Source organism: Brevibacillus sp. Leaf182, from assembly GCF_001423865.2.
GTDB classification, from domain to species: Bacteria; Bacillota; Bacilli; order Brevibacillales; family Brevibacillaceae; genus Brevibacillus; species Brevibacillus brevis_C.
The window spans coordinates 149,544-162,853 of the sequence record NZ_LMPN02000014.1 but is presented as its reverse complement, the minus strand read 5'-3'; the positions used below and the strand labels follow the sequence as shown (position 1 = coordinate 162,853).

At 50.3% G+C, this 13,310-nt stretch carries 11 protein-coding genes and 2 riboswitches; of the genes, 10 read left to right on the top strand and 1 reads right to left on the bottom strand.

The window, feature by feature from the left end:
• Nucleotides 1-31: 31 nt before the first annotated feature.
• The 6 genes from ASG16_RS02855 (at nt 32) to ASG16_RS02820 (ending at nt 7,419) form a co-directional block, all read left to right on the top strand.
• Nucleotides 32-2,452, top strand: a complete 2,421-nt coding sequence (locus tag ASG16_RS02855) for a heavy metal translocating P-type ATPase (protein WP_056488590.1) — start codon at nt 32-34, stop codon at nt 2,450-2,452.
• Between the two features lie 64 nt (nt 2,453-2,516).
• Nucleotides 2,517-2,717 (top strand): copper ion binding protein, encoded by a 201-nt coding sequence (locus tag ASG16_RS02850; RefSeq protein ID WP_048036115.1) that lies wholly within the window; start codon nt 2,517-2,519, stop codon nt 2,715-2,717.
• 744 nt (nt 2,718-3,461) lie between these two features.
• Nucleotides 3,462-3,608: riboswitch (cyclic di-AMP (ydaO/yuaA leader) on the top strand.
• A gap of 388 nt (nt 3,609-3,996) precedes the next feature.
• Nucleotides 3,997-5,223, top strand: a complete 1,227-nt coding sequence (locus tag ASG16_RS02835; RefSeq protein WP_056488593.1) for a quaternary amine ABC transporter ATP-binding protein — start codon at nt 3,997-3,999, stop codon at nt 5,221-5,223.
• On the top strand, nt 5,207-6,046 hold the full coding sequence (locus ASG16_RS02830; protein WP_056488595.1) for an ABC transporter permease: 840 nt from the start codon (nt 5,207-5,209) through the stop codon (nt 6,044-6,046). Before ASG16_RS02835 ends, ASG16_RS02830 begins: the two co-directional genes overlap by 17 nt.
• Nucleotides 6,043-6,978 carry a glycine betaine ABC transporter substrate-binding protein gene (locus ASG16_RS02825; protein ID WP_082517190.1) on the top strand — a complete coding sequence of 312 codons (936 nt, stop codon included), beginning with the start codon at nt 6,043-6,045 and terminating at the stop codon, nt 6,976-6,978. Before ASG16_RS02830 ends, ASG16_RS02825 begins: the two co-directional genes overlap by 4 nt.
• A gap of 18 nt (nt 6,979-6,996) precedes the next feature.
• Nucleotides 6,997-7,419, top strand: coding sequence for a hypothetical protein (locus ASG16_RS02820; RefSeq protein ID WP_056488598.1), 423 nt, complete (start codon nt 6,997-6,999; stop codon nt 7,417-7,419).
• 45 nt (nt 7,420-7,464) lie between these two features.
• Here the strand turns inward: ASG16_RS02820 and ASG16_RS02815 are convergent, their stop codons facing one another.
• Entirely contained in the window at nt 7,465-7,833 is a 369-nt protein-coding gene (locus ASG16_RS02815) for a Na-translocating system protein MpsC family protein (RefSeq protein ID WP_056488600.1), read from the bottom strand.
• A 242-nt stretch (nt 7,834-8,075) separates the two neighbouring features.
• A riboswitch (cyclic di-AMP (ydaO/yuaA leader) is annotated at nt 8,076-8,222 on the top strand.
• 564 nt (nt 8,223-8,786) lie between these two features.
• On the opposite strand from ASG16_RS02815, the gene kdpF reads away from it, so the two are divergent.
• From kdpF to kdpC, 4 genes are all read left to right on the top strand, one after another.
• The gene (gene kdpF, locus ASG16_RS31605; protein WP_111914364.1) at nt 8,787-8,864 is read left to right on the top strand and encodes a K(+)-transporting ATPase subunit F; all 78 of its coding nucleotides are present in this window, start codon (nt 8,787-8,789) and stop codon (nt 8,862-8,864) included.
• Nucleotides 8,865-8,925: 61 nt separating this feature from the next.
• Nucleotides 8,926-10,599 (top strand): potassium-transporting ATPase subunit KdpA, encoded by a 1,674-nt coding sequence (gene kdpA / locus ASG16_RS02805; protein WP_056488603.1) that lies wholly within the window; start codon nt 8,926-8,928, stop codon nt 10,597-10,599.
• A gap of 75 nt (nt 10,600-10,674) precedes the next feature.
• The gene (kdpB, locus tag ASG16_RS02800; RefSeq protein ID WP_056488606.1) at nt 10,675-12,714 is read left to right on the top strand and encodes a potassium-transporting ATPase subunit KdpB; all 2,040 of its coding nucleotides are present in this window, start codon (nt 10,675-10,677) and stop codon (nt 12,712-12,714) included.
• A 34-nt stretch (nt 12,715-12,748) separates the two neighbouring features.
• Nucleotides 12,749-13,309, top strand: a complete 561-nt coding sequence (gene kdpC / locus ASG16_RS02795; protein WP_056488609.1) for a potassium-transporting ATPase subunit KdpC — start codon at nt 12,749-12,751, stop codon at nt 13,307-13,309.
• The last annotated feature ends 1 nt before the right edge of the window (nt 13,310 follow it).

Below are 13,310 nucleotides of genomic sequence, written 5' to 3'. Positions count from 1 at the left end.
TACCCCGTGAGGGTATTTGGAGGGATTAAAAATGAGTGCCAAAACAGCAGAGGCAACAGTCGCAATCTCAGGGATGACTTGCGCAGCTTGTGCACTGCGCATCGAAAAGGGCTTGGGTAAAATGGAGGGAGTGGAGACTGCCAACGTCAATCTGGCTTTGGAAAAATCCACAGTCGTCTTCGATCCAACGAAAACGAATATCGACGACATCCGCTCCAAAATTGAATCGCTCGGCTATGGCGTCGTCACTGACAAGGTGGAGCTAAACATCTCGGGAATGACATGTGCGGCTTGCTCCACACGGATCGAAAAAGGCTTGAACAAAACCGCTGGGGTTCTGAAGGCAAACGTGAACCTGGCGATGGAAACAGCCACTGTCGAGTACGATTCATCACAGGTAAGTGTGACGGACATTATTCAAAAGGTAGAAAAGTTAGGGTATCAGGCGACTCGTAAGGAAGAAGGAAAAGAAGAAGAAAAAGTAGATCGTCGCCAGGAAGAAATCAAACGTCAGACCCGCAAGTTCTGGATTTCCGCGATTCTGTCGCTCCCGCTGCTCTGGTCGATGGTGAGCCACTTTTCCTTCACCTCGTTTATCTGGCTGCCTGAAATCTTGATGAATCCGTGGGTACAGCTCGCATTGGCAACACCGGTACAATTCATCATCGGCGCACAGTTTTACGTCGGAGCTTTCAAAGCCCTTCGCAACAAGAGTGCCAACATGGATGTGCTGGTTGCTCTCGGTACCTCGGCTGCTTATTTCTACAGCCTGTGGGTCGCGATCAACTCCATCGGTGCTCATGGTGGCCACATGCTGGAGCTGTACTTTGAGACCAGTGCGGTACTGATCACGTTGATCGTCTTGGGTAAACTGTTTGAGATAAAAGCAAAGGGACGCTCTTCGGAAGCGATCCGCAAGCTGATGGGCTTGCAAGCAAAAACAGCAGTAGTCGTACGGGATGGCGTCGAAATGACTATTCCTGTAGAAGAAGTGAGACTGGGCGACGTCGTTCACGTGAAGCCGGGCGACAAAGTACCCGTCGATGGCATCGTCATGGAAGGACAGTCCGCAGTTGATGAATCGATGCTGACTGGTGAAAGTATTCCAGTGGATAAAGCCGCAGGCGATACCGTCATTGGAGCCACCTTGAACAAAAACGGCTTCTTGAAGGTTCAAGCAACCAAAGTCGGAAAAGAAACGGCTCTGGCGCAAATCATTAAAGTAGTGGAAGAAGCACAAGGAACAAAAGCACCGATTCAGCGCGTAGCTGACAGCATCTCCGGGATTTTTGTCCCAATCGTAGTAGGGATTGCTATTCTTACCTTCTTGATCTGGTACTTCTTCGTTATACCTGGCAACTTCGGTGAGGCTTTGGAAAAAGCAATTGCTGTACTCGTAATCGCTTGCCCGTGCGCCCTCGGTTTGGCAACGCCGACCTCGATCATGGCGGGCTCTGGACGCGCAGCTGAGTTGGGCATCCTGTTCAAAGGCGGGGAGCATCTCGAGACGGCTCACCACTTGGATACGATCGTCCTCGATAAAACAGGGACTGTAACCAAAGGCGAGCCAGAACTGACAGACGTCATCACCATCGATATCGAAGAGCAAGAGCTGCTCTCTTTGGTCGGTGCCGCTGAGAAAAATTCCGAGCACCCGTTGGCTCAAGCCATCGTTCGCGGTATTGCGGATAAAGGAATCACCCTGTCCGATACAGGTTCATTTGAAGCCATTCCTGGTTTCGGTATCCGGGCAACCGTCGCTGGCAAAGAAGTACTCGTCGGTACGCGCCGTTTGCTGGAAAAGCATCAAATTTCGTACCAAGCAGTGTCTGATACCATGTTGGCACTGGAGCGCTCCGGTAAAACGGCGATGCTCGCAGTCGTCGAAGGCAAGCTCGCTGGATTGATTGCCGTAGCGGATACGATCAAACCAACCTCCAAGCAAGCTGTTCAGCGCATGAAAGCAATGGGATTGACTGTGATCATGATGACCGGTGACAACCGTCAAACAGCCGAGGCCATTGCCCGTGAAGCAGGAATCGATCACGTCATCGCAGAAGTCCTGCCTGAAGGCAAAGCCGCAGAAGTGAAAAAACTGCAAGAACAAGGCAAAAAAGTCGCGATGGTCGGCGATGGTATCAACGATGCTCCTGCACTCGCAACCGCTGACGTCGGTATGGCAATCGGTACAGGTACAGATGTGGCAATGGAAGCAGCAGATATTACCCTGATGCGTGGCGAACTGACCAGTGTCGCAGACGCCATCGAGATGAGCAAACTCACCATCCGCAACATCAAGCAAAACCTGTTCTGGGCATTGGCCTACAACACTTTGGGCATCCCGATTGCCGCAATCGGCTTCCTCGCTCCATGGCTTGCCGGTGCCGCAATGGCCTTCAGCTCGGTATCCGTTGTACTCAACGCACTGAGACTACAACGAGTGAAGCTGTAACAACAGTAACAAGCGGCTTTGTCCGCCTTACCTATAAAACATAAAATGTAAGGAGAGATTGATCATGACAAATATCACATTGAACGTAGAAGGTATGTCTTGCAACAAATGCGTAGCGCGCATCGAGAACACATTGAAAGAACTGGGTGCAGAAGGCAAAGTAAACCTGGCTGAAAAAAAGGTTGAGGTTTCCTACAACGAGGGTAACTTGACTCTCGATGCAGTAAAAGAAGCTATTGAAGACCAAGGCTACGACGTCGTTTAATCATCGTACCTTTGAAAAAGCTCCTGCCTGATTTAATGAGGCAGGGGCTTTTTTTAATTGTGATTTGAGTAGCTGTAGTGGAGGGGAAGAAGCCCATTTCCAGTCTACGCTTCGGCCTACGCCCCGCAAGGGGTTAGACTGTCCGCTACGAAATGAATGTCGGGAGCGCTTCAAAAGTAGAGTTTCGGAGATGCAATCTCAGAGGTTGAAGCTGAAAACCCCCGCCATTCATTTCTCCGCTTGGTTGGGCTCCAGAGGCGCTAGGACTGGAAATGTTCTTCTTCCCAAGCAGCTTTTTACTACATCTTGAAAGCAGCATTCAAGCTGTCTTTTAAAAAGCATGTAGAACCTCATCAGCTCGTAAAGGAAACAGGAGAAATAAGCGAAGATCTTTGGACACACCTACCTAGGCGCAGTGAAAAAAAGCGAAACTGCCTTTAGCGTCCACCTCTGAGACTCATCTTGAATGGACTACTTTGGACGCGGTTTCGCTTTTTTTCACGGAGCCGGGCACCCCATGCTTCCGCGCAGGGGTTCCAAGAATCTGAGCGTTTTCTCCTGTTTCCTCCCCACCACAACAGCGAGTAAACGGCACCAATATCTTGATTTTATGAGCAACTAACAGCTAATCCAATCCGACTCATAAAGAAAAACAGAATCGAGTTAAAACCATGATAAACGAACATTCACAATAACTGGAAGCGAGCGTATAATTCAAATCACAATCACGATCCAATAAGAAATAACACAATACGGCCTAGTTCCGAGATTCTCGGAAGCGGGGGAACCAATCTTTTGGGGTTAATCCTGAGTGATCAGGAGGGATGAGAAAATGTCTTCTCTGCCATCCTACCCGTCAGCTAACCTCGTCGGCCAAAGCAGGGAAGGTCATGGATGGATAAAGTCTAGGCATATAATGCGCAACAGGGGGATTCCTTGCGGGCGTGTGATAGGCCGATGCAGGCTTTTTCTTTGGGACCTTTGTTCTGGAGAAAAAGGATGGATCGGCCTATTTTTTATGGCAATACCGATGAGCAGCTTACGCGATACAGACGTGAAGGAAAGGGTGTAGATCGCTGGGAGGCAGTTGGTACGACATAAACCGCTGACAATCGAAATCAGGAAGACAGAGTACAGGGAGTCCTGAAAATGGACGCCAGGTATTACGTAAGCCTGCGGATTTTCAACACGAGTAAAAATCAAGCGTGTCTTGGTTTTGCTGGAGTGTGGAAACTTCGCGGGCTTTTTTCATTTACAAAAAAGAAGGATGGGGGATACCATGCCCAAAATGAAAGTCCATCAACTGACAAAAGTGTTCGGCAAGCAGCCCGAGCTGGCCTTGAAGCTGCTGGCGGAAGGACGTACAAAAGAACAAATTTACAAGCAAACGGGCCAGTCTATCGGGGTAAATCAGGTCAGCTTTGAAGTAGAGGAAGGTGAAATCTTCGTCATCATGGGCCTGTCCGGCAGCGGCAAATCAACCTTAATCCGACTGTGCAATCGACTGATTGACCCAACGAGCGGAAGCATCGAGATCGATGGGGAAGAGATCGTCCATATGAAGGCGACGGCTTTGCGCGAGGTGCGGAGGAAGAAGCTCGGAATGGTTTTTCAAAATTTCGCCCTGTTTCCGCAGCGGACGGTACGAGAAAACGTGGAGTTTGGATTGGAGATTCAACAAGTACTACCAGGGCTCCGGCAAGAAAAAGCACGGGAAGCGCTCGCGCTCGTTGGATTAACTGAGTGGGAAAATGCGTACCCGGATCAATTGAGTGGAGGAATGCGTCAGCGAGTCGGATTGGCGCGGGCTTTGGCTAATCATCCCGATATTCTCTTGATGGACGAAGCGTTCAGTGCATTGGACCCGCTCATTCGAAAAGACATGCAGGATGAGCTGCTGGAGCTTCAGATGACGATGAAAAAGACGATCCTGTTCATTACACATGACTTGCATGAGGCGTTGCGGTTGGGCGATCGGATTGCCTTTATGAAAGACGGACAGATCATTCAGATCGGCCGACCGGAAGAAATCATGGCAGACCCAGCGGATGAATTTGTGCGGAAGTTCGTGGAGGATGCCGACCTGTCCAGGGTGCTCGTTGCTGAAAATGTGATGAAACGGGCAGAAGCAATCACCCCTGACAAAGGGGCGCGAGTGGCACTGCAACTCATGATGGATAACGGTGTGTCCAGCTTGTACGTCGTGGACAAAAAGCGCACACTGCTCGGCTTGATTACGGCGTATGACGTATCACTTGCGATCGGTACGGGGGATTCGCTGGAGACGATCATGAAAACCGACCTCCCTACCGTTTCACCTGACGCACGTCTGCACAGTTTGTTCCCGATGATGGCAGACCTGCATGTCCCGATTGCGGTAGTGGGCGAGCAGCAGCGTTTGTTGGGTGTCATCGTAAAAGGAGCGGTACTAGGCGGGCTGGTAGGTAAAGTCAATGTCCAAGAACACCAGAGAACAGAGGTGATGAGCGATGGACGCCGTGCCTAAGCTGCCTATTGGCGAATGGATGGAAGGATTTGTGGAGGTGCTGGGCCAGTACAAAGGGGTATTGTTTGATCCAGTGTCTATCGTCATTTCCACGATGGTGACTTACTGTTCCACTGTTTTGGCAGAGATACCCTCGCTGATTCTCATCTTGCTGCTAGGGGCCGCTGCGTGGGTTTTTGCAGGGAGAGCGTCCATGGTCTTTACGGTTATCGGACTTTCTCTCATTCAAAACTTGGGGTACTGGGATGAAACGATCGAGACGTTGGGACTCGTCCTCACTGCCACCATGATTTCGATCGCCATCGGGATTCCGGTGGGCATTCTTTGCGCGAGACATGATACGTTTCGCAAACTGGTCACGCCAGTACTGGATTTGATGCAGACGATGCCAGCGTTCGTTTATTTGATTCCCGCGATCTTTTTCTTCGGCTTGGGCGAGGTGCCGGGAGTTATTGCCTCCGTTATTTTTGCTTTGCCGCCAATCGTGCGTCTTACGAACTTAGGCATACGTCAGGTCCCAGCGGAAATGGAGGAAGCGGCGGACGCCTTTGGTGCAACTGGCTGGCAAAAGCTCGTAAAAGTACAACTGCCTTACGCGAAATCGACAATCTTGGCGGGAGTCAATCAGTGCATCATGCTCGCCCTGTCGATGGTGGTCATAGCGGCTATGATCGGGGCGAAAGGCTTGGGCGCAGACGTATATCGCGCTGTATCACAAGTGGATATAGGAAGAGGATTCGAGGCGGGACTATCCATCGTGATCATCGCTATCATCTTGGATCGGCTTACTCAACATGCAGGGAAAAAGGAGAGAAATACATGATGAACAAAATGGTTCCAGCTTTACTGGCAGTGATGATGGGAGCGACAGCTTGGCTCGCAGGCTGCTCCAGTCAAAACACAAACACACCAATACCGACTGCAACGGTGATCGGTCCGATTCCTTCTGAGACGTCGGACAACGCGCTTGGAGAAAAGCTCGACTACAAAATCATCGGAATCGACGCAGGAGCAGGCTCGATGGTGAAGACAGAGGAAGTCATGAAACTGTATGGCTTGGATAAATGGCAGCTTGTCGAAGGCTCAGATGCAGCGATGACAGCAGCTTTGATCAAGGCGTACGAAGCGAAGGAACCGATTATCATTACGGGCTGGACGCCGCATTGGATGTTTAAAAAGATGGATTTGAAATACTTGGCGGACCCAAAGAACGGCTTTGGCGGAGCGGAACAAATCCATACCATCGTGCGCAAAGGGCTGAAAGAGGATCAGCCTGCTGCCTATCAATTCCTGGATAAGTTCTGGTGGGAGCCAGCCGATATGGAGTCAGTCATGGTCCAAATGATGGACGGAAAAGATCCGGAAGTAGCCGCTGCGGAATGGGTAAAAAACAACGAAGCTAAAGTAGGGAAATGGGTGGAGGGTATTAAGCCTGTCCAAAAAGAGAAACTAACTCTCGCTTATGTAGCATGGGATTCCGAGATTGCCAGCACGCATGTCGTAGAGCATGTGCTGGAGAAGAAGCTGGGGTATGAAGTCGAATTGAGTCAGGTGCAGACAGGACCGATGTGGGCAGGAGTGGCCATTGGGGATGTAGATGGGATGGTTGCGGCTTGGCTGCCGTCTACAGATACGAGCTATTTAAAAAAATTTGGTGGGCAAATCGAGGATTTGGGTCCGAATCTCGACGGAACCAAAATCGGACTCGTGGTTCCTTCGTACATGAACATCTCGTCCATTGAGGATCTTCAATAAGGAGGGGGAGGCGCTGTTATGAAGCATTATCTCGTAATCGGCAAGGGGGAAGCATTCACTTCTTTTGTCCAGACACTATGCTGCGACAGTTTGCCAGCATTTTGGGGAAGAAATCCCGGTGCCTTTTCATTGACAGCGGGGTCTGGAGACAAGACGATTCAGCGCTTTTTGCCCATCTCATTTGACGAGTGCTACCGCGATCAGGAGTCCTTGCTGCTCTACCATTCCGTCTATATCTTTCCCGACGAGTGGGCGGAGGGACGCGACTTGCTTACACTGTTCAAGCAGTTGGGTACCTGCCGGATTTTTGTGATGACGCAGGAGCATCGGAACGCGATGTTATACAAAGCGCTCGGGGCGAATCACGTCATCGTGAGCCAGCCTGGGTATACAGGTTACGGCTGGTTGGCTGAACAGATGAGTTGGGTAAGAGAGGAATAGAAAAGGCTCCGCCTGCAAATGAAGGCGGAGCCTGTTTTCGTAAAATTAACCCAACATTTTTTCGAGGTCCTTGTCCAATACATAAACCTCGATCCGTTCACCCATTTTTGTGCTGATGTCGCTATGACTCGATAGTACCTTGCAGCTTGTCAGCTTTTCAACGATTTCTTCCGATTCTTCGCTGTACATTTCACGGAGAACCTCGCGCATTTCTTTGACAATGCGGCGACCTTTATCGTGACTGGACAGATGCTTTTCTTCGACGGTGAGAACGCCTTTGAACCTGGCGATGACCATATCACCGACGATGTAGGTCTTCGCTTCCTGCGGGCCTCGTCCAATCAGATCGCGCTGAAATTTTATGAATGCTTCGCTGATTTCGGCTTCCAGCTTTTTTTTGTTAGAGATGGCCAAACGCCATACCTCCCATAATTTATCATTGTGCCTAATATTACTCAGCAGTCTTGGGGCTGTCAAACAAATAGGCTGATAATGTGAAAACGCGAGAGAATTGATGAAATATCATGATCGGATGAGGCCTGATAGGTTTAAATCGCTTACACGGATAAAGAATGCAGAAATCGTGTGAAAAAGACAGAAATAGGACATTAACATCCGATTATGCCGGACGTATAATGAGACTCGTAACCAACAAATTGCAAATATGGCCAAATCCCGAGGCACTCGGGAACGGAGGACCCAATCAGTAGGGGTTAATCCCACGTATGAATCGTGGGAGGGATGAGACACTCTTTCGCCATCCTACCCGTCAGCTAACTTCGTCGGCTAAAGCGAGGGAGGTCTAAAGACCGCCTGTTTGAGGAGGCCTTTTTGTTATCCTTTTGGGACGACAAGGGTTGACTCGAAACGTAATGCAGGTCTTTTCGTTTTGCTCAAAAACGGTCAATGACCGTTGTTACTTACAAGTAAATAGCTGTTTTTTTGAAAAAGGAAACGGGAGACAAAACGCAAAGAAGGCAACTTCAAGTCGGCTGGGCGTTAGGTAGACCAATGAGTACTTTTTCTCCGATACAAAGGATCGTTTTTATTTGCCGCGAAAAGGCGGGCGACTTGTTTCGTCTGTTCCTCTTCAGCTCGGTCAAATATGGCGATCTTTCGGGGAAATCGTAAGCATTGGTCTATTTTTTTCCCAAATGGCAGGTTTTCTACAAAAAAGAAAACTCGTACAGGGGAAGCGAGAGAGACGAGTCGGCCAGACTTCACGGAATAGTACATACGACAAAAAAGGAGGGACATGGCATGGACGTGGTTTCCATACTGCTCTTGGCGCTTTCATTCGGTGTATTTTTTGTACTCATCAAGTTTTGTGACGCCGTGGTAAGAGAAGAACAGGGAGGGAAAGAGAAATGATCTGGTTGCTGCTGATTGTGGCAGGGCTTGCGATGTACCTGTGCCACGCATTGATTTACCCAGAAAAATACTAGGGGTTACCCGAATCATTCGTTTATTTGGAACCATTTTTTAGAGGGAGTAGGAGGAACTGTCGTGGACTTTATACAAATAGCGTTGGTTTTGGTGGTACTTTTCGTACTCGCCATACCGATGGGAAAATATTTGGCACGCTCCTTTTCGCTGGAGACTACCCGATTGGACCGTGTTTTTGGCGGGGTGGAAAAAGCGATATACAAGCTGTCTGGCATTCGCGTAGCAGATATGACCTGGAAGCAGTACGCAATGGCTGTTCTGGTCAGCAACATTTCGATGGTAGCTATTGCGTATCTCTTGCTTCGTTTGCAAGGGATGCTGCCTGGAAACCCGAGTGGAATCGCGGCGATGGAGCCGTTGCTATCCTTTAACACGGCGGTCAGCTTTTTGACGAATACGAATCTTCAGCATTACAGCGGGGAGAGCGGATTGTCGTATCTATCGCAGATGCTGGTCATTATTTACCTGATGTTTACGACGCCAGCGACAGGGATCGCGGTCGTGATGGCCTTCATGCGTGGGCTGACAGGGCAGCGTAGCATCGGTAACTACTACGTAGATCTGGTGCGTGCTCATACACGTGTGTTGATTCCACTGGCGATTGTTGTGACATTGCTTTTGGTGTCCCAAGGCGTGCCGCAGACGATGGAGCCGACGGCAACAGCGACAACCATTAGCGGAACGGAGCAGCAAATCGCTCGCGGTCCGGTTGCTTCACTCGTTTCGATCAAGCATTTGGGGACAAACGGAGGTGGATTCTTCGGGGTAAACTCTTCGCATCCGTTTGAAAACCCGACACCATTAACAAACGTGATCGAAATTTTGTCGATGTTCTTGATCCCGGCGGCACTGCCATTCACATTCGGCTTCTTGGCGAAGAGCCGCAAGCAAGGCTGGGTCATTTTTGGAGCGATGTTCGTGATGTTCCTGGCGTTCCTGATCACGGCGTATGCCAATGAGGTAAACGGCAACCCGGCGCTGGAACGAGCTGGCCTGTCACAACAAATGGGCAGCATGGAAGGAAAAGAAGTCCGTTTTGGTATCGCGCAAAGCGCCTTGTTCACTGCCGTGACAACAGCGGCAACGACAGGAACCGTGAACAACATGCACGATACATTGACACCACTAGGCGGCTTGGTTCCGCTCGGTGAAATGATGCTCAACTGCGTATTCGGCGGAGATGGTGTCGGAACGATTAACATTTTGATGTATGCGATTTTGGCTGTATTCTTGGCGGGCTTGATGGTGGGGCGTACGCCTGAATTCCTCGGCCGTAAGATTGAAGGAAAAGAGATGAAGCTGATCGCCATCGCGATTCTTGTTCATCCCCTGATTATTTTGGCGCCAACCGCTATTGCATTGGCGACAGAAATGGGCTCGTCCGCAGTATCGAACCCAGGCTTCCACGGCATTTCACAAGTGCTGTATGAGTATACTTCTTCGGCAGCCAACAACGGTTCCGGCTTCGAAGGCTTGGGCGACAACACGCCATTCTGGAACATTTCTACCGGACTCGTCATGCTGTTTGGTCGATACATCTCAATTATTACGATGCTGGCGGTAGCAGGCTCCTTGCTCGCAAAAACGCCAGTACCGGAAACGATGGGTACGCTGCGCACAGACAATAGTGTATTCACGGTGATTCTGATTGCGACTGTGGTGATCGTAGGCGCACTGACATTCCTGCCTGTGCTTGCGCTCGGCCCAATCGCCGAGTGGCTCACAATCCGATGATAAGGGGAAGTTCAAAAGCCGACTTTTTGAACATCGATTTGAAAATGAATACTAGAGGCAAAGGAGTAATTTTCCATGAGTAGAACGCGCACGGTTGCGCTTCCTAAAGATTTGTACCAACGGGCCTTTGTCGAGTCTTTCAAAAAACTGGACCCGCGTGTGATGATGAAAAATCCAGTTATGTTCGTGGTAGAGATCGGGTTTTTCATAACGCTTCTCCTGACGTTTGTGCCCAATTTGTTTGGGGGAGCTTCGGACCCGTTTTACAACGGTATCGTCAGCTTTATCCTGTTCGTGACGATTTTGTTTGCCAACTTCGCAGAAGCCTTGGCAGAAGGGCGCGGCAAAGCACAGGCAGAGAGCTTGAAAAAAACGAAGCAGGACACGCAAGCAAAAAAAGTGGGGAAAGATGGTCGCATTCAAGTCGTCAGTTCCACAGAACTGCGAAAAGGCGATCTGGTCATAGTGGAAGCAGGCGAGCTGATTCCATCCGACGGGGAAATCGTCGAGGGTGTCGCCTCTGTGGACGAATCAGCGATTACGGGTGAATCTGCTCCGGTCATTAAAGAAGCAGGTGGCGATTTCAGCTCTGTCACGGGAGGTACACGTGTCGTCAGTGACCGTATCCGCGTCCGTGTGACGACTGATCCCGGCGAATCGTTTTTGGATCGCATGATTTCGTTGGTGGAAGGTGCAAAGAGACAGAAGACCCCGAATGAAATCGCGTTGAATACGCTGTTGGTCAGCTTGACGTTGATATTCCTGATCGTCTGCACGACCTTGCAGCCGATCGCCAACTATGTAAATGCAGCCATTCCGGTTGCGACACTGATTGCTTTGCTTGTTTGCTTGATTCCGACCACGATTGGCGGACTCTTGTCAGCGATTGGGATTGCGGGTATGGATCGGGTCACACAGTTTAACGTCATTGCCATGTCTGGTAAAGCCGTTGAGGCATCCGGTGACATCAACACCATTATTTTGGATAAAACGGGAACGATCACGCATGGTAACCGGATGGCTGCCGAGTTTGTCACCGTAGGCAACAGCAAAAGCACGGAATTAAACCGAGTAGCTGCACAAAGCTCGGTCCATGACGAAACACCGGAAGGACGCTCTGTTGTAGAGCTGGCGAAAAAACAAGGTTTGGCACCTGCTGAACTTGAATTGCCGGGTTCCGAGGGCGTGGAGTTCCGCGCTGAAACGAGAATGAGCGGGACGAATCTGGCAAGCGGCGTCCTCATCCGCAAAGGGGCCGTCGACGCCATCAAAAAATACGTGGCAGAGCAAGGGGGCAACCTCCCTGTTGATTTGGATGAAAAAGCAAACCGGATTGCAACGGCGGGCGGCACGCCATTGGCTGTAGCAGAGGGAAATACGATTCTCGGTTTGATTTACTTGAAAGATACTGTAAAGCCAGGGATGCGCGAACGCTTTGAAGAGCTGCGCCGCATGGGGATTCGTACGGTCATGTGCACGGGGGATAACCCGCTGACAGCAGCGACGATTGCCCGCGAAGCAGGTGTGGACGATTTCGTAGCCGAAGCCAAGCCGGAAGACAAGATTGCGCTGATCCGCAAAGAACAAGCGGCAGGCAAGCTGGTCGCCATGACAGGTGACGGTACGAATGACGCGCCAGCTCTCGCGCAAGCCGATGTCGGTTTGGCGATGAATACGGGGACGGTAGCGGCGAAGGAAGCAGCCAACATGGTCGATCTGGATTCTGACCCGACCAAAATCATCGAGGTCGTGGCGATTGGCAAGCAGCTTTTGATGACACGCGGTGCATTGACGACGTTCAGTATCGCCAATGACGTAGCGAAATACTTCGCGATCATTCCTGCGATGTTCATGCTGGCGATCCCGCAAATGAGTGCGCTCAACATCATGGGTCTGGCTACACCGCAAAGTGCGATTTTGTCCGCGTTGATCTTCAATGCGATCATCATCCCGATCCTGATTCCGCTGGCGATGAAAGGTGTGAAATACACACCGATGAGCGCGACAAAGCTGCTTAGCCGTAACCTGGTGATCTATGGCTTGGGAGGAATTATCGTTCCGTTCGTGGGCATCAAGCTGATTGACTTGATTTTGGTTGGATTAAATTTAGTTTAGTTAAAATGAAAAAAGAAAGCTCAGGTGAACGGATATGATATGGAAAAATTTGCGTCTCAGCTTCGTTTTGCTGCTGATTTGCGGCATTGCCTACCCGCTGGCGATGACAGGGGTTGCACAGGTTATCATGCCTGCACAAGCAAGCGGCAGTCTGATCACGGATGCAAGCGGCAAGGTGGTTGGCTCCGAGCATATCGGGCAAACCTTCACTGATCCGAAGTACTTCTGGGGACGCATTTCTTCAATTGATAACAATGCGGCAGGCTCTGGCTCGAACAACTACGCGCCATCCAACCCGGCCCTGATCGAACGTACGCAAAAGGATATTGCCGCATTTCTGGCAGCGAATCCTGGCGTGAAGCAGGAAGACATCCCGGCTGATTTGCTGACGAACTCCGCTTCTGGTTTGGACCCGCACATCTCACCAAAGGCTGCCCAGATACAAGTCGAGCGTGTAGCCAAGGCGCGCAATCTCGAACCGGTACAGCTACAGGCTTTGATTGATGCGAATACAGAGGGAAGAAGCTTGGGGGTATTCGGAGAACCGCGTGTTAATGTATTGAAGCTGAATCTGGCTCTGGACGAATTAAAGTAAT

Coding starts and splice junctions, on each gene's coding strand:
- ASG16_RS02850 (WP_048036115.1), top strand. CDS start 2,517: ATGACAAATATCACATTGAACGTAGAAGGTATGTCTTGCAACAAATGC.
- ASG16_RS02835 (WP_056488593.1), top strand. CDS start 3,997: ATGCCCAAAATGAAAGTCCATCAACTGACAAAAGTGTTCGGCAAGCAG.
- kdpF (WP_111914364.1), top strand. CDS start 8,787: ATGATCTGGTTGCTGCTGATTGTGGCAGGGCTTGCGATGTACCTGTGC.
- kdpC (WP_056488609.1), top strand. CDS start 12,749: ATGATATGGAAAAATTTGCGTCTCAGCTTCGTTTTGCTGCTGATTTGC.
- ASG16_RS02855 (WP_056488590.1), top strand. CDS start 32: ATGAGTGCCAAAACAGCAGAGGCAACAGTCGCAATCTCAGGGATGACT.
- kdpB (WP_056488606.1), top strand. CDS start 10,675: ATGAGTAGAACGCGCACGGTTGCGCTTCCTAAAGATTTGTACCAACGG.
- ASG16_RS02830 (WP_056488595.1), top strand. CDS start 5,207: ATGGACGCCGTGCCTAAGCTGCCTATTGGCGAATGGATGGAAGGATTT.
- ASG16_RS02825 (WP_082517190.1), top strand. CDS start 6,043: ATGATGAACAAAATGGTTCCAGCTTTACTGGCAGTGATGATGGGAGCG.
- ASG16_RS02820 (WP_056488598.1), top strand. CDS start 6,997: ATGAAGCATTATCTCGTAATCGGCAAGGGGGAAGCATTCACTTCTTTT.